This window comes from Testudinibacter sp. P27/CKL/0425, assembly GCF_052931395.1.
Genome location: NZ_CM128801.1, coordinates 1,671,001 through 1,687,124, shown reverse-complemented (window position 1 = coordinate 1,687,124; position 16,124 = coordinate 1,671,001). Strand labels below are relative to the sequence as shown.

General features: G+C 47.0%; 19 protein-coding genes and 1 riboswitch. Of the genes, 10 read left to right on the top strand and 9 right to left on the bottom strand.

All coding sequences use genetic code 11. The features are described from left to right. Positions 1-33: 33 nt before the first annotated feature. The 3 genes from hisC to serC all read right to left on the bottom strand — a co-directional run bounded on the left by hisC (position 34) and on the right by serC (position 3,031). On the bottom strand, positions 34-1,131 hold the full coding sequence (gene hisC, locus ACUHGC_RS08460) for a histidinol-phosphate transaminase (RefSeq protein WP_446832903.1): 1,098 nt from the start codon (positions 1,129-1,131) through the stop codon (positions 34-36). 24 nt (positions 1,132-1,155) lie between these two features. Continuing rightward, a complete protein-coding gene (locus ACUHGC_RS08455) occupies positions 1,156-1,845 on the bottom strand; it encodes a Fic family protein (RefSeq protein WP_446834876.1) in 690 nt (229 codons plus the stop codon). A gap of 103 nt (positions 1,846-1,948) precedes the next feature. After that, the gene (gene serC / locus ACUHGC_RS08450) at positions 1,949-3,031 is read right to left on the bottom strand and encodes a 3-phosphoserine/phosphohydroxythreonine transaminase (RefSeq protein ID WP_446832902.1); all 1,083 of its coding nucleotides are present in this window, start codon (positions 3,029-3,031) and stop codon (positions 1,949-1,951) included. Between the two features lie 196 nt (positions 3,032-3,227). Between serC and ACUHGC_RS08445 the strand changes: the two genes are divergently transcribed. Then, a complete protein-coding gene (locus ACUHGC_RS08445) occupies positions 3,228-3,557 on the top strand; it encodes a DUF496 family protein (RefSeq protein WP_446832901.1) in 330 nt (109 codons plus the stop codon). Positions 3,558-3,607: 50 nt separating this feature from the next. Here ACUHGC_RS08445 and ACUHGC_RS08440 read toward each other — a convergent pair whose 3' ends face one another. Then, on the bottom strand, positions 3,608-4,519 hold the full coding sequence (locus tag ACUHGC_RS08440) for a mechanosensitive ion channel family protein (protein ID WP_446832900.1): 912 nt from the start codon (positions 4,517-4,519) through the stop codon (positions 3,608-3,610). A 173-nt stretch (positions 4,520-4,692) separates the two neighbouring features. Here ACUHGC_RS08440 and tehB point away from each other — a divergent pair, with 173 nt between their 5' ends. Continuing rightward, complete coding sequence (tehB, locus tag ACUHGC_RS08435) at positions 4,693-5,556, top strand: SAM-dependent methyltransferase TehB (RefSeq protein ID WP_446832899.1); 864 nt, start codon at positions 4,693-4,695, stop codon at positions 5,554-5,556. A gap of 96 nt (positions 5,557-5,652) precedes the next feature. On the opposite strand, the gene moaE is transcribed toward tehB, so the two are convergent. From moaE to moaA, 4 genes are all read right to left on the bottom strand, one after another. Next, the gene (moaE, locus tag ACUHGC_RS08430; RefSeq protein ID WP_446832898.1) at positions 5,653-6,117 is read right to left on the bottom strand and encodes a molybdopterin synthase catalytic subunit MoaE; all 465 of its coding nucleotides are present in this window, start codon (positions 6,115-6,117) and stop codon (positions 5,653-5,655) included. 1 nt (position 6,118) lies between these two features. After that, positions 6,119-6,364: a molybdopterin synthase sulfur carrier subunit gene (gene moaD, locus ACUHGC_RS08425; RefSeq protein WP_446832897.1), complete on the bottom strand. Its 246-nt coding sequence runs from the start codon at positions 6,362-6,364 to the stop codon at positions 6,119-6,121. Beyond that, the gene (gene moaC / locus ACUHGC_RS08420) at positions 6,357-6,848 is read right to left on the bottom strand and encodes a cyclic pyranopterin monophosphate synthase MoaC (RefSeq protein WP_446832896.1); all 492 of its coding nucleotides are present in this window, start codon (positions 6,846-6,848) and stop codon (positions 6,357-6,359) included. The genes moaD and moaC overlap by 8 nt, the downstream gene beginning before the upstream one ends. A 40-nt stretch (positions 6,849-6,888) precedes the next feature. Further along, on the bottom strand, positions 6,889-7,908 hold the full coding sequence (gene moaA, locus ACUHGC_RS08415; protein WP_446832895.1) for a GTP 3',8-cyclase MoaA: 1,020 nt from the start codon (positions 7,906-7,908) through the stop codon (positions 6,889-6,891). Then, positions 7,899-8,039, bottom strand: a riboswitch (molybdenum cofactor riboswitch). Its footprint overlaps the gene before it by 10 nt. 165 nt (positions 8,040-8,204) lie before the next feature. On the opposite strand from moaA, the gene ACUHGC_RS08410 reads away from it, so the two are divergent. Then, entirely contained in the window at positions 8,205-9,128 is a 924-nt protein-coding gene (locus ACUHGC_RS08410; protein ID WP_446832894.1) for a gluconeogenesis factor YvcK family protein, read from the top strand. Between the two features lie 45 nt (positions 9,129-9,173). Here the strand turns inward: ACUHGC_RS08410 and sohB are convergent, their stop codons facing one another. Beyond that, positions 9,174-10,232, bottom strand: a complete 1,059-nt coding sequence (sohB, locus tag ACUHGC_RS08405) for a protease SohB (protein WP_446832893.1) — start codon at positions 10,230-10,232, stop codon at positions 9,174-9,176. A gap of 187 nt (positions 10,233-10,419) precedes the next feature. Between sohB and trpE the strand changes: the two genes are divergently transcribed. The 7 genes from trpE to trpCF all read left to right on the top strand — a co-directional run bounded on the left by trpE (position 10,420) and on the right by trpCF (position 16,088). Further along, positions 10,420-11,976, top strand: coding sequence for an anthranilate synthase component I (gene trpE / locus ACUHGC_RS08400; RefSeq protein ID WP_446832892.1), 1,557 nt, complete (start codon positions 10,420-10,422; stop codon positions 11,974-11,976). A gap of 4 nt (positions 11,977-11,980) precedes the next feature. Further along, the gene (locus tag ACUHGC_RS08395) at positions 11,981-12,568 is read left to right on the top strand and encodes an aminodeoxychorismate/anthranilate synthase component II (RefSeq protein WP_446832891.1); all 588 of its coding nucleotides are present in this window, start codon (positions 11,981-11,983) and stop codon (positions 12,566-12,568) included. Then, the gene (locus ACUHGC_RS08390) at positions 12,565-12,948 is read left to right on the top strand and encodes a tautomerase family protein (protein WP_446832890.1); all 384 of its coding nucleotides are present in this window, start codon (positions 12,565-12,567) and stop codon (positions 12,946-12,948) included. The genes ACUHGC_RS08395 and ACUHGC_RS08390 overlap by 4 nt, the downstream gene beginning before the upstream one ends. 3 nt (positions 12,949-12,951) lie before the next feature. Then, the gene (trpD, locus tag ACUHGC_RS08385; RefSeq protein WP_446832889.1) at positions 12,952-13,953 is read left to right on the top strand and encodes an anthranilate phosphoribosyltransferase; all 1,002 of its coding nucleotides are present in this window, start codon (positions 12,952-12,954) and stop codon (positions 13,951-13,953) included. Positions 13,954-13,961: 8 nt separating this feature from the next. Beyond that, positions 13,962-14,381 carry a glutathione S-transferase N-terminal domain-containing protein gene (locus ACUHGC_RS08380; RefSeq protein ID WP_446832888.1) on the top strand — a complete coding sequence of 140 codons (420 nt, stop codon included), beginning with the start codon at positions 13,962-13,964 and terminating at the stop codon, positions 14,379-14,381. 9 nt (positions 14,382-14,390) lie between these two features. Continuing rightward, complete coding sequence (locus ACUHGC_RS08375) at positions 14,391-14,609, top strand: hypothetical protein (RefSeq protein WP_446832887.1); 219 nt, start codon at positions 14,391-14,393, stop codon at positions 14,607-14,609. A 72-nt stretch (positions 14,610-14,681) separates the two neighbouring features. Next, a complete protein-coding gene (gene trpCF / locus ACUHGC_RS08370) occupies positions 14,682-16,088 on the top strand; it encodes a bifunctional indole-3-glycerol-phosphate synthase TrpC/phosphoribosylanthranilate isomerase TrpF (protein ID WP_446834875.1) in 1,407 nt (468 codons plus the stop codon). Positions 16,089-16,124: the final 36 nt, after the last annotated feature.

Genomic DNA, 16,124 nt, shown 5'->3' with positions numbered 1-16,124 from the left:
AAGCATTAGCAGCTAGATGACAATATATATCCCTTACGGCGCTAAAATCAAACTCAACGCCTCAATAAAGCGCTGATTTTCTTCCGGCAAGCCAATGCTGATCCGCAAATGGTTCGGCAAGCCGTAACCGGCAATTGGGCGCACGATTACGCCGCTTTCCAGTAATTTCTGATAAATCGGTGCAGCGGGTTGTTTCAAATCCAAGGTGATAAAATTGCCTTTTGACGGAATATATTCCAGCCCTTTTGCTTGAAAAAAGGTTTCCAGCTGTTTTAAACCTTGGCGATTATTGTCGGCGACTTTTTCGATAAACTCATCGTCATTCACCACTGCCACCGCCGCACTCAATGCCAAGCTGTTGCAGTTGAACGGCTGGCGCACGCGATTGCATAGATCCGCCACTTCCGGCGAAGACGCCATATAACCGATTCGCAGCCCTGCTAAACCGTAGGCTTTCGACAATGTGCGGCAAACCACCAAATTCGGGTATTTTTTCAATAATACAAATGACGGCACACGCTCCTCAACCGAGGTAAATTCAGTATAGGCTTCGTCCAGAATCACCAAAATATGCGGCGGCACTTGCGCCAAAAACGCTTCAATCTGCTCCGCATTCAAAAATGTACCGGTCGGATTATTCGGATTGGCAATGTAGATCACTTTGGTTTTTTCGGTGATCGCCGCCAAGAAGCCGTTCAGATCATGTCCGTAATCTTTTGCCGGCACCACCACCGCTTTAGCGTTGATTGCCTGAGAGACTAACGGATACACAATAAAGGTATATTGTGAGAAAATCACCTCGTCATCACGGTTTAAAAAGGTATGGGCGGTGATCTCCAATAAATCGTTAGACCCGTTACCGAGCGTGATTTGATCGGCTTGCAGGTTAAATTTTTGAGCAATCGCCTGTTTTAATTCAAAACCATTTGCGTCCGGATAACGGGTTAAGTCGTCCAACTGTTTGCTGATCGCCTCTTTTGCACTTTGCGGAAAACCAAACGGATTTTCATTAGAAGCCAATTTTACAATGTTAGAAATGCCCAGCTCGCGCTCTAACTCTTCAATCGGTTTACCCGCCTGATACGGCAACAATTGACGCACGCCCGGATTGGCAATGTCGATAAATTTCATAGTGTTCTCTCTTTCTTGTTCGAATTAAATTTGCTTGTTTCGCCACTGTTCGTCAATGATATTCAGCGTTCGTTCCATGGTTTCTTTCACCGCCTCTGCAACAAAACGCACAATCGGCTGATAATCACCCAGATCGGCTTGCGCCAAAGCACGATAATATTCCGCTCGATACTCGGCTTTCAAAATTGCCACCTGATAGCCCAACTTCATCAATTCTAAATTGAGCAATAGCCGTCCGGTTCTGCCGTTGCCGTCAATAAACGGGTGAATGCCGACAAAACGGCTGTGCAATATCGCCGCTCGCTCAATCGGATTGAGCATTGTGCGTTGCTCAGTATTCCATGCCAGCAATTCATCCATTTGTGGCTGGAGCAAATAAGGCTGAGGCGGTTGGTACTCTGCGCCATTGATCACCACCGGAATCGCACGATATTGCCCTGCTTCTCGGGCATGATCGGTTTTTTGTAAAATCAAGTAGTGAAAGTTTTTGACCGCACTTTGATCTAACGGCTGGTTTTCTCTCACCAAATCAATCAAATAACCGATTGCTTCCTGATGATTCAAAATATCTAAGTGATCTTTAAACGGTTTACCATTTGCCGTGATGCCGTTTTCCAGCAAAACTTTGGTTTCAAAAATATCTAAACGGTTGCCTTCAATCGCATTCGACTGCTGATTATATTTCATCATCAAATCGGCTTGAATCGCCTGCAAAACGGTAGAATTCAGCGGTCGATAATAATCCAACGCTGTTTTCATTCGTTCTAATTCAGCCAATAATGCTGACAATGCCACCGTTTCCGATTGAATCATGGGCTTATTGATTTTCCTGCTCAAACTGCTGCATAAATGCAATCAAGGCTTGAACACCTTCGATCGGCATGGCATTGTAGATTGAGGCGCGCATTCCGCCGAGCACTTTGTGTCCTTTCAAGGCTTGTAAGCCGTGTTCTAATGCTTGTGCCACAAACTTGGTATTCAGTTCGTCATCGCCGGTGGTGAACGTTACATTCATCAAAGAGCGGTTGGCTTTCACCACAGTGTTGCGATACAGTTTGCTTTGATCAAGATAATCATACAGCAACGCTGCTTTTTCGCGGTTGCGCTGTTCCATCGCTTGAATGCCGCCCTGTTTCAGCAGGTGTTTAAACACCAGTGAGCAGAGATACCAAGCGAAAGTCGGCGGCGTGTTGATCATCGAGTCGCTGTTGCTTTGTACTTCGTAATTCCAGATTGACGGGGTTTCTTTACGCGCTTTGCCGATCAAATCGTCACGCACAATCACAATTGTGATCCCTGCAGGGCCAAGATTTTTCTGTGCGCCGGCATAAATAATGCCGAATTTGCTGACATCAATTTCGCGCGACAAAATATTCGATGACATATCCGCCACCAACACCGCATCGCCGACATTCGGCAGCTCAAAAATTTCAACGCCGCTGATAGTTTCATTCGGGCAATAGTGAACGTAGTCATATTGTTCGGCAACCGCACTAAAATCCAACTCACCGACTGCTAAAGTGTCGCCTTGTTGCAAAATATTCACTTCATCAATTTCGGCAAACAGGCGAGCCTCTTTAGCCGCCGTTGCCGACCAATGCCCGCTGGTTAAATATAACGCCTTGCCTTTTTCACCGATCAAATTCATCGGAATCGCCGCAAATTGCCCGCGCGCGCCGCCCTGTAAAAACAGGATTCGATAATTTTCAGGAATATTGTATAACTCGCGGAAATCCGTCAGCGACTCGCCCACCAACTGCATAAACAGTTTTCCGCGATGGCTGACCTCCATCACTGAGGTTTGCTGATCTTGCCAGTTTAGCAACTCTTGTTGGGCTCGCTCCAACACCGCTTTTGGCATCATCGCCGGGCCGGCACTGAAATTAAATACTTGCGACATTTTTTAATCCTTAAGCTATACACAAAAACAGCTTCTAGTTTTATCATTCCACCTTGAGCGAATCAATCTATTTATGCGCTTTCGCTTGATATTTCGCAATTTTTATTTACAAAAACGTGATCTAAGGCTTTGACGATTCTTGGTAAAAACGCTAAATTAAAAGCAATCTGTTTAATCAAATAAGGCGAGAGTGAAAATGGAAACTGTAAACAAACAATCTTTTCAAGATGTGTTGGAATATGTGAGTATGCACCGGTTAAAAAATAAATTGAAACGCGACATGATCGACATTGAACGCAAAATCCGCGACAACCAAAAACGCGTGTTGCTGCTGGACAATTTGAATCAATATATCAATGATGACATGAGCGTGAGCGATATTCGTGCGATCATCGCCACCATGCGTGATGACTATGAAGATCGTATCGACGATTATGTGATTCGCAACGCGGAAAACTCCAAACAACGCCGCGAAATCAGCAAAAAAATGGCGGAACAAAGTAAAGCCCGCCAACTGAAAAAATAAGTTTTAATATCAAGTGCGGTTTTAACCGCACTTTGCTTATCTGCTCCCGGTTAAGCTCGTTTCTCCGTGAGCGCATCTTGCGCGTCTTGAGCCAAATGCACATTCAATTGATTAAACGGAATTTCAATTCCTTCTCGATCAAATGCCAGTTTGACCTTTTCGGTAATCGCATAATACACGCCCCAATAATCCGCCGTTCTCACCCACGGACGCACAAATAACTGCACGCTGCTCGCTTCAAGCGAACCAACCGCAATCGTTGCCTCCGGATTGCTCAACACGCGTGATTCTTGCGCCAAGCAGTCCGCCACGATTTGTTTGGCTTTGGCAATGTCACTTTCGTAACCAATATCAAAAATAAAATCCACCCGTCGGGTTTCGTTCGCTGAATAGTTGGTAATACTGTCACCAAATACTTTGCCGTTTGGCACTAAAACGGTTTTATTATCGCCGGTGCGCAATTCCACCACCAATAAACCGATTTGAGTAACCGATCCGCTGGTGCCGCCCACTTCGATAAAGTCGCCTTTTTTAAACGGTTTGAAAATTAAAATCATCACTCCCGCCGCGAAATTTTGCAGCGAATTTTGTAACGCCAAGCCGATCGCTAAACCGGCGGCACCGATTAACGCCACCAGTGACGCCGTGTTAATGCCGATTTGCGAAAGCGCGGCGATCACTACCACCAGCAAAAATAAAAAGTAACTGATCGAGGTCACAAAACCCTGTAACATTTCATCTCTGCTGGAACGCAGCACTGCTTTACCAAGTAATTGGCTGAACAATCTGGCAACCGATTTTCCCAAAAGGTAAATCACAATCGCCAATAAAATTTTCGTGCCGTACGGAATAATCCACTGATATAACACGCTGTTCAAATCCAGCTCGCGCACCCCATTAATCAATGCCGCGGTCTGCGCCTGAATATCAATGCTTGCCGCTTCAGTCGTTTCTGTCGTCATAGTTCATCTCCATGAAAATAGTAAAATAACAGCAAGTTTAACATAATGTTGCCGAATCCTTCGGCAAGTTTGCGTAAACTTGACTAAATTTGTCGGAAATAATTGCCTCGCGCACAAAATTTCTTTAAAATCGCCATAAATCAACATTTAAAATATATCTTAAAGGACGTCATATGCACTCACAATTAATCTGTTATAAAAGAATGCCGGTTTGGACCAAAGACACCCTGCCGCAAATGTTTCAAGAAATGCACAACACCAAAGTCGGCACTTGGGCTAAAGTCACTATCCTTTCCGGCTCGTTAAAATATTTTGAATTGGATGAATTCGGCAATGTGCTGAACAGTTTTATTTTTGATACGAAAAACCAAGCGCCGTTTGTCGAACCGCAGCAATGGCATCTCGTTTTCCCGATGTCTGACGATCTGCAATGCTACCTAGAATTTTACTGCCTGCCGCAAGATTATGTGGCGAAAAAATATAATATGACCACCACCCATTCCGAAGTAGTGAGTGCGGTGCAAACCATCAAGCCGTGCAAAACCTTAGACTTAGGCTGCGGACAAGGACGCAACAGCGTTTTCCTCGGTGTACAAGGCTTTGAAGTTGACGCATGGGATCAAAGTGAAACCAGTATTGAATTTCTAAATTCGGTGATCGAAAAAGAAAAATTGACGAACGTCAAAACCGCACTTTATGATATTAACCGTGCGGAAATTCAAGATAACTACGATTTTATCCTCTCTACTGTGGTGCTGATGTTCCTACATCGGGATCGCATTCCGGCAATTATCGCCAATATGCAGCAACACACCAATATCGGTGGTTATAACTTAATCGTCGCCGCAATGTCCACCGAGGATATGCCCTGCCCGATGCCGTTCTCATTCACTTTCGCCGAAAATGAACTGAAACAGTATTATCAAGGCTGGGAATTACTGAAATACAACGAAGCCCCGGGCGAACTGCATAAAACCGATGCCAACGGCAATCGGATCAAACTAAAATTTGTGACGATGTTGGCGAAAAAGGTGTAATTCAGAATAGGGTAAAAAAACGAAATTCTTATGACAAAAGAGCTAGAAAAACTAGCTCTTTAACCGGAATAGACTCACTTTCCGATTAGTATACCGTTACCGATTATCCCACTTCCCCGCTGCTTGCTTATCACTGTCTCGTTCTTCGATCCAACGTTCGCCTTTGTCGGTAAGTTCTTTTTTCCAGAATGGGGCTTTGGTTTTGAGGTAGTCCATAATAAATTCGTTGGCTTGATAGGCATTGCCACGGTGGGCGGAGCTGACACCGACTAACACGATTTCATCGCCGGTTTGCAATTTGCCGACACGATGAATCAGTTGTACTCGTTGCAGTTCCCAGCGTTCACAGGCTTGTTGTACAATCTCGCCTAACGCTTTTTCGGTCATTGCCGGATAGTGTTCCAGATACAGGGTTTGCACGCTGTCGCCGAGGTTCATTTCCCGCACTTTGCCGATAAACAGCACCACTGCGCCGCTGGATTTAGGTTCGGAAAGCCACTGATAAACCGCACTTTGATCAAACTCAGCGGTCTGAACGGAAATTCGAGTTTCACAACGCATGCTACCCTCCTGTTACCGGTGGGAAAAATGCGACTTCATCACCTGCCTGAATCGGGCTGTCTAATGGCATGAGGGTTTGATTGATCGCCACCAGCAATTTTCCGGATTGCAATGCCAACGCCCATTTATCGCCCTTTGCAGCCAAATGTTGGCGCAATGCTTCAGCGGTTGGAAATTCCGCTTTCAGTTGCAATTCATCACAATCCACCAGCTCTCGCACCTGCGCAAAGAATAACACCTTAATCATTTAACGCCCCCTCTACGGAGAAATCACCCGATTTGCCGCCGCTTTTGCGCAACAACCGCACTTGCTCGATCACAATATCCTTTTGCACCGCTTTGCACATATCATAAATGGTGAGTGCGGCAACTGAAGCCGCTGTGAGCGCTTCCATTTCCACACCGGTTTTTCCGCTTAAACGGCACAGGCTTTCGATCCGCACTTGACTGGTTTGCGGAAGTGCGGTCAATTTCACTTCGACTTTGGTCAATAGTAACGGATGGCACAACGGAATCAACTCCCATGTGCGTTTTGCCGCTTGAATCCCGGCAATACGGGCTGTGGCAAACACATCACCTTTATGGTGTTCACCGGATAAAATCATGTTTAGCGTCTGCTCAGACATGGTAACCAGTGCTTCGGCACTTGCCTCGCGCACGGTTTCGGCTTTATTACCGACGTCCACCATATTGGCTTCGCCATTGCTATTAATATGGGTAAATTGTTGCATATTTTCTCTTTAAACGTATTTTAAGTCGGTCCGGACGCAATCAGCCGCCGATTGATGCCAAGTGCGGTCGTACGCCGCTGTCGCCTTGGTGTAAATAATGGTGTTCGCGCTTTTGTTGCAGTGCAGAAAAGAGCCGCGCTTGCAAAGGGGCTTGCTGCCAATCGTGTTGCAACAGATCACGAATATCTGTGCCCTCTTCCCCGAACAAACACAAATGAAGCTGCCCTGTTGCCGACACCCGCAGGCGATTACAATCGGCGCAGAAATCTTTGGAATACGGCATGATTAAGCCGATTGAACCTTGATAATCCGCGTGTTTGAACACTTTCGCCGGTCCGTCGGTTAAGGCGCGATTTTGCAATTCCCAACCGTTTTGCAACAGCTGCTGCATTAATACAGAGCCTGACAGATGATGATGTTGGAAAAATTGATCCATTTCGCCGGTTTGCATCAATTCGATAAACCGCATTTCGATCGGACGATCTTTAATCCATGCCAAAAAGGCATTGAAATCTTTGTCGTTCAAGCCTTTCATCAGCACCGAATTGACTTTAATTTGCGGATAGCCGATTTCAAACGCTTTATCAATGCCGCTCATCACCTGATGAAACAGGTTCTCACCGGTAATTTGATGAAACATTTTTGGGTCAAGGCTGTCCACACTGACATTAATCGCATCTAAGCCGGCGCGTTGCCACTCGGCAACCGATTTTGCCATGCGATAGCCATTGGTGGTTAACGCAATTTTTTTGATGCCGTCGTTTGCGCGCACTGTTTCGATAATCTGTGTGAAATCTTTACGCAAGGTCGGCTCACCGCCGGTCAACCGCACTTTTTGCGTGCCCATTGCCGCAAAGGCATTAATTAAACGGCGAATTTCGCTGACGGTTAAAAATGAGGTGCGATCAGCTTGCGGTTGATAGCCGTCGGGCAGACAGTAGTTGCATTTGAAGTTGCACACGTCGGTAATCGACAGGCGCAGATAGTCGTATTGTCGCTGGAAACGATCGATTAACGGCTGAGCTTCCTCGACCAAACGAATCGGGATAGTATGTTGCATCTTGACACCTTTCTAAACACGAGCGGATAAACCGTTTCCAGCGTATCCGGCGTAGCACAAACCACTGTGCTAACAGGCTTGCCACCATATTAAGTGTTAACGTAGGCAAACAAGCTCGGAGTTATATGCGTTGTTGATAAATTGGCATAATTCTAGCATTATCAGTCACAAGCGCAATCCCTAAAATGATGTAATTAGCGGCTAATTTCAACATTTGTGATCTGACCACGTTTCAAAGTGCGGTCATTTAGCGGATAATGTCTAATAATTTCTATTTTAAGCGCAAAAAGATATAAATGATTAATTATTATACGGATAAATTACCTATTTTAGCCAATTTAAACCACGTCGCAGCCATTGGCGGCGGACACGGTTTGGGGCGTTTAATGTCGGCTCTCGGTTTTCTAAAAGAGCGGTTAACCGGCATTGTCACCACCACCGATAACGGCGGATCAACCGGACGAATCCGCTTGCAACACGGCGGCATTGCGTGGGGCGATTTGCGTAACTGCATTAATCAGATGATCACCGAACCCAGCACTGCCTCCTCGCTGTTTGAATACCGCTTCAGCGGCAGCGGTGATCTTGCCGGACACAATCTCGGCAATTTAATGTTGAAAGCGTTAGAGGATATGAAAATCCGACCGTTGGAAGGCGTGGATTTAATCCGTTCGTTGCTGAAAGTGCGGTCTTATCTGATCCCGATGTCGGAAACGCCCGTTCACCTTGGTGCAAAACTGCATTCCGGCGCAACGGTGGTCGGTGAAGTGAATGTTGATAAATTGGCTGAACTACCAAAACGGCTATTTTTAATTCCGCAAGTCAGTGCCACTGCCGAAGCGGTGAAAGCGTTGCAACAGGCGGAGTTAATTCTGCTTGGCCCCGGAAGTTTCCTCACCAGCATCATGCCGCCGTTGTTGCTGCCTGAAATCGCTCAAGCGTTACAACACAGCCGCGCCAAAATCATTTTTGTTGATAATCTTGGCGTTGAACACAGCCCTGCTGCCAATTTGTCATTGGCGGATCGGATTGCTTGGATTGAAAACGCTATCGGAGAAAGTGCGGTTGACGGCATTATCACCTATCCCGAAGCGGACTATCAGGATTTAAGCCACAAGAAAATTTTGGCGCAGAAGCTCAACGATGACGACATCACCTACCGCCACGACCGCACTTTGTTGTGCAAGGGGATTGATCAGTTATTGCAATCCATTGATTAATTATAAAAAAATCTCAACTATTGCGGTTGAGATTTTTTTATATCATTAATACAACGTCCGCCCGCTGCGCTGCAACCAACGCATCAGCAGCCGATCACTACTCTCTTCCGCTTGTTTACCGATTTTTTGCATCAGCGATTTTTTCTGGGTGAATTTCACTTCCAGCACGTCTTTTTCTTTCAATGCCGCTAAAATCACATCATCACTGGTGGCAATTTCGTCAACCAATCCTAGCTCCAACGCCTGTTGACCGAACCAATGTTCGCCGGTGGCGGTTTTGTCCAGATTCAAGTGCGGTCGGTGTGCTGAAACAAAATCTTTAAATAATTGGTGAGTTTCTTCCAACTCTTGTTGAAATTTCTGCCGCCCTTTTTCGGTGTTTTCGCCGAGAATCGTCATGGTGCGTTTGTATTCGCCAGCAGTCATCACCTCAATGTCCACATCATGTTTTCTCAATAGGCGGTGAATGTTCGGGATTTGTGCCACCACACCAACCGAGCCGATAATCGCAAAAGGGGCGGAGATGATTTTATCCGCCACGCACGCCATCATATAGCCGCCGCTTGCTGCTACTTTATCCACCGCCACGGTGAGCTTCACACCATGCTGTTTCAAGCGCGCCAATTGTGAGGCTGCCAAACCGTAGCCGTGCACCACGCCGCCAGGGCTTTCCAAACGCAGCAACACTTCATCATCAGCTTTCGCCACCGCCAACACCGCACTGATTTCATCTGCCAGTGAAGTCGTGCCGCTGGCTTGAATGTCGCCGTTAAAATTCAACACATACAAACAAGGTTTCAGCCTCACTTCGCTCAACTCACCGCTCTTGGCGGCTTTTTTCTGTGCTTTCGCCTCTTCTTTTTCCTGCTTTTTGCGTGCTTTTTCCTGCTGCTTCAGCTGCTCGTCGTTCAGGCGAAAATCCTGCAATTTTTGTTGATTGTCCTCATACTGTTTCGCCAAATCGGTGATTTTCAGCTCGCCGTGCACGCCGTCTTTTTTCTGGCGCAACAGCATAATGCCGGCAAAAATTGCCGCAATCACCAATAAAATAGTCAGAATCTGCAAAATAAAGACGCCGTAATTCATTAAAATTTCAGACCACATGGTTTTTCCTTCTTTCTAAATCGGTTATTCAATCAACGAATTGCCGATTATGATACACGATTCTGCTTTTCCGTGCATGATCGGTGTGATTGCTCGTCGCCTAATCGGCATATTTTTACTAAAATAGAAAAAAATGCTTGACCAAATATCAACGCACTAGTTTAATAGTACAAAAGTTAAATATCAGATGAGATTTCCTATGCCGTATCTTCATATCAGTCAACAAGCCGTGAATTATCACGCCGATCCGACAGCCATTTTTGCAACGCTTTGCCAGCACAAAACCAACACCTTATTATTGGAATCGGCAGAGATTCAGAGCAAAAACAGTTTAACCAGCCTGCTGTTTATCAACAGCGCACTGAAAATCACCTGCATTGATAAAACCGTCACATTTCACGCAACCAATGCGAATGGAAAGGCATTATTGTCTGCAATTGAAAAAACGTTACAGGGTTTGGCACAATCGGTTGATTATGATCAAAACCGCACTTTAACCGCACTTTTTGCCGAGTTGAACCCGAATTTAGACGAGGACAACAAATTACAAGCGGCAACGGTATTTGACGGCTTACGGGTGATTAATTCGCTGTTTTCCGATCCGCAAAGTGCGGTCTATCTGGGCGGGTTGTTCGCCTATGATCTGGTTGCCGGTTTTATCCCAATGGACGGCATCACCTTGCAAGATGACCAAATCAACTGCCCAGATTACTGTTTCTACCTTGCCGAACAGTTGCTGCGCCTCGATCACCAACAACAAACCGCCACGCTGCAAACCTTCTGTTTTGATGCCGAATTGCAACCACAATTAAACGCCGAAGCGGAAAAATTAGCCGAACAATTAACGGAGATTCACGACAGCTTGCCGTTGCAAGCCGCCTCTGATGCGGTGGCGGTGAATATTGACGATCCGCACTTTAAGCAGATTATCGAGCAGTTAAAGCACCATATTTACATCGGCGATGTGTTTCAAATTGTGCCGTCACGCCGTTTCTCTCTCGCCTGCCCGAATCCGTTGGCGACTTATCGCCAGTTAAAAATCAACAACCCAAGCCCGTATATGTTCTATATGCACGATGCGGAATTTATCCTGTTTGGTGCGTCGCCTGAAAGTGCGCTGAAATACAGCCAAGACAGCCGCCAGCTGGAAATCTACCCGATTGCCGGATCGCGCCCGAGGGGATTTGATTCGCAAGGCAATATTGATCCGGAGCTGGACGCTCGCTTAGAGCTGGAGTTGCGCTTAGACAAAAAAGAGCTGGCAGAACATTTAATGCTGGTGGATCTGGCGCGCAACGACATTGCTCGTGTTTGCCAAAGCGGCACACGCCATGTGAAAGAATTGATGCAAGTGGATCGCTATTCACACATTATGCACTTGGTTTCACGGGTGGTCGGTAAATTGCGCCCTGAACTCGATGCGCTGCATGCCTATCAAGCCTGCATGAATATGGGCACGTTGACCGGTGCGCCCAAAATCAAGGCGATGCAACTGATCTACCACGTAGAAAAACAGAAACGCCACAGCTACGGCGGTGCGGTCGGTTATATGAGTTCCGACGGCAATTTTGATACCTGCATTGTGATTCGTTCGGCATTTGTGCAAAACCAGATCGCCCATGTGCAAGCAGGTTGCGGCGAGGTGTTGGATTCCGATCCGCAAATGGAAGCGGACGAAACCCGCCACAAAGCAAGAGCGGTGATTCATGCCATTCAACAAACTAATAATAAGGCGCAAGGATAACCCCATGGCAAAGATTCTGTTTATTGATAATTTCGATTCATTCACCTATAACTTGGTGGATCAATTCCGTGTGCTAGGGCATGAGGTGGTGATTTACCGCAACGACAGCCCGTTGGAGCACCTCATTCAAACCGCACTTGCCACGCCGAATACCATTATTGCCCTTTCGCCTGGCCCCGGTAATCCGTCGCAAGCGGGCAATATGTTGCCGTTGATTCAAGCGCTGCAAGGCAAAGTGCCGATGATCGGCATCTGTTTAGGGCATCAGGCGATTATTGAAGCCTTTGGCGGCGAAATTGTGCACGCCGGTGAAATTCTACACGGTAAAGTGTCGCAAATTGAACATGACGGACAAGCCATGTTCCACGATCTGCCGAACCCGATGCCGGTGGCGCGTTACCATTCGCTAATGGGAACACAGATTCCGGCTGAGTTTGTCATCAATGCACACTACAACAATATCGTCATGGCGGTGCGCCACCGCACTTTGCCAATTTGCAGCTTTCAATTTCATCCGGAATCGATCTTGACGGTGCAAGGCTCACAGCTGTTAAAACAGAGCATTGACTGGTTATTAGAGGTGGCAAAATGATTGTGGTTTACGGTTTAAAAACCCAACTCGATCCGATCAAAAAAACACTGTCGGACATTATTCACCGCTGCCTGATGTTTGCGTTGGATTTCCCTGAGCATAAGCGTGTGCAGCGTTTTATCGGGCTGGAGCCGGATGATTACTACTACCCGTCTGATCGCAGCGAAGCCTATACCATTATTGAGATCAATATGATGAGCGGACGCAGTGCCGAAGCGAAAAAATTGCTGATTCGGATGCTGTTTGATGAAATTTATAAGCAACTGAAAATTAAACCGGTGGACATTCAGATCACGATTAAAGAGCAGGAGCCGCATTGTTGGGGCTTTCGCGGCATGACCGGCGACGAAGCCTGTTTTAACTACAACATCAAAAGGTAACGTATGGAAATGCAAACATTACTCGACACCCTGTTCGATAAACAAACCTTGAATCAACAGCAAAGCTATATGCTGTTCAGCTCAGTGGTGCAAGGGAAATTGAGCAACGAACAACTGGCGGCGGCACTGATTGCAATAAAATTGCGTGGCGAAACCACCGCTGAAATTGCCGGTGCGGTGACCGCACTTCAGCAAGATGCGCAGCCGTTCCCACGTCCGGATTATCCGTTTGCCGACATTGTCGGCACCGGCGGCGACGGTGCAAACACCATTAATATTTCCACCGCCAGTGCGATTGTTGCCGCAAGCCTTGGGGCGAAAATCGCCAAACACGGCAACCGCAGCGTGTCGAGCAAAACCGGCTCAAGCGATGTGCTGACCGCACTTGGGGTGAATATCAATATTGATGCCGCCACTGCTCGCCAAGCGTTAGATGAAATCGGCGTCTGTTTCCTATTCGCCCAGCAGTATCACTTAGGCTTTAAACACGCGATGCCGGTGCGCAATGCATTGAAAACCCGTACGATTTTTAATATTCTCGGTCCACTCATCAATCCGGCAAAACCGCAACATCAACTGCTTGGCGTTTATACGCCGGAATTAATTAAACCGTATGCCGAAACCGCCGTTATGCTCGGGCACAAACATTCATTTGTGGTGCACGGCGCAGGGCTGGACGAAGTGGCACTGCACGGTAAAACCCAAGTGGCGGAGATTCAAAACGGCGAGATTGAATATTACGACCTCAGCCCGTATGATTTCGGCTTTGAGCCGCAACCACTCGATGTGTTGCGTGGCGGCGAGCCTGCGGACAATGCCCGCATGATCAGCGCCCTATTGCAGGGCAAGGGCGACAAATACCACGCCCAAGCGGTGGCGATGAATACCGCACTTTTACTGAAACTGTTCGGGCATACCGATTTAAAACAAAATGCCGAGCGGGTGTTAGATACCCTTGCCAACGGCAGTGCGTATGATACGCTACAACGCTTAACCCAATATTAGGATCGATTATGTATCAGCTGTTTACCGCCAATAAAACCAATTCCACATGGTCATTGCGCCCGTGGATTTTGTTGCAGCAATTGGGGATTGCCTTTCAGGAAAATACTCTCTATTTTCAGCCTGATAAAGCGTTGCAAAAAACCGATTTTTTGCAAGCCGCCCCCACCGGCAAAGTGCCGGCACTGCACGCCGACGGCACGGTGATTTGGGACAGTTTAGCTATTGTTGAATATATCGCAGAGGATTATCCGCAAGTGTGGCCGCAAGATCGCACCGCACGGGCGTGGGCGCGTTCAGCCTGTGCCGAAATGCACAGTTCGTTTAGCGCACTTCGCAGCCAATGCGGCATGAACACTCGAAAATTCACGCAGTTAAGTGCGGTTGATGCGGCACTAAACGCCGATCTACAGCGAATTAATCAACTTTAGACCGAAGGCTTGAACCGCTTTGGCGGCGACTATCTGGCAGCTAATCATTTCACTGCGGTTGACGCATTTTATGCACCGGTGGTGATTCGCTTAACCCATTACGGCTTATTGGAACAGTTAAGCCCGACGGCAAAAGCCTACGCCGAACGAATCTATCAACTGCCAAGCCTGCAAAAATGGCTGGCACTGGCTGAATTAGAAAAAGATCGCCCGATTCGCAACGGTTAACAACGGCAATTGCAACACAACATTCGCCCTATTTAGACAGATTAAGGACAACTCGTGCAACAGACTTTCTCAATGGACAACAAACCCACCATTCTGCAAAAAATTGTCGCAGACAAACAACAGTGGATCGCAGACAAACAAGCGGCGTTTCCGCTGGCGCAATTTCAGGCGAAAGTGAAGCCGGCTGATCGCGATTTTTATCAGGCGTTAAGCCAAGGCAACGCGCAACAACCCGCCTATATTTTAGAATGCAAAAAAGCCTCGCCGTCAAAAGGCTTGATTCGTGAAGATTTTAATCCGGCGCAAATTGCAAAAGTGTATCAACACTACGCCAGTGCGATTTCGGTGTTGACCGATGAAAAATATTTCCAAGGCGATTTCGATTTTATCGCGCAAGTGCGGTCGGTCGCGCCGCAACCGATTCTGTGCAAAGATTTTATGATTTCGGAATATCAGGTTTATCTGGCATGTTATCATCAAGCCGATGCGATTTTGCTGATGTTGTCGGTGCTGGACGATGACAGCTACCGCACTTTATCCGACCTGGCGCATGAGTTGGGCATGGGGGTGTTGACCGAAACCTCTAATCAAGCGGAATTGGAACGGGCAATTGCGCTGAATGCCAAAGTGATCGGAATTAATAACCGTGATCTGCACGATTTGAGTGTCGATCTGAACCGCACGCCGCCACTGGCGAAGCAAATTCCGGCGGATCGGATTATCATCAGTGAATCGGGAATTTATCAGCATCAACAGATTCAACAACTGAAACCGTATGTGAATGGCTTTTTAATCGGCAGCAGCTTAATGGGCTGTGATGATTTAGACAGTGCGGTGCGTCAGGTGATGTTCGGTGAAAATAAAGTCTGCGGTTTAACCCGTGAGCAAGATGTGCAAGCCGCCTATCAACACGGCGCACTGTACGGCGGCATGATTTTTGCCGAAAAATCGCCACGCAAAGTCAGCCTTGAACAAGCGGAACAGCTGATCCACGCCGCACCGCTGCGCTTTGTCGGCGTATTTCAAAATCAAGCATTGGATTACATCGCCCATATTGCAGCGCAATTAAAGCTGTTTGCAGTGCAGTTACACGGCAATGAAAGCCATGAATTTATGCAACAGCTGCGTGAAAAATTGCCTGCTGGTTGCCAAATTTGGAATGTGATTTCGGTAGATATCGACAACCACGAACAGATTAAACTGGCGGACGATCCGCTGATCGACCGCTTCTTATTCGACAGTAAAGTACAGGGGCAACAAGGCGGCACGGGTTTAATTTTCGACTGGACGCTGATCCCTGCCAATATCAAAAAACGCACCATTTTAGCGGGCGGAATTAAGTTGGAAAATATCGAACAAGCGTTAATTCAAGGCTGTTTAGGGGTTGATGTCAATTCCGGAGTAGAAAGTGCCGCCGGAATTAAAGATGCCGAGAAAATTGCGGTGTTGTTTGAGAAAATACGCCAGTTTTCGGGTTAACTGACTTTCGCCCTCTCCGTTTACGGAGGGGGCTGC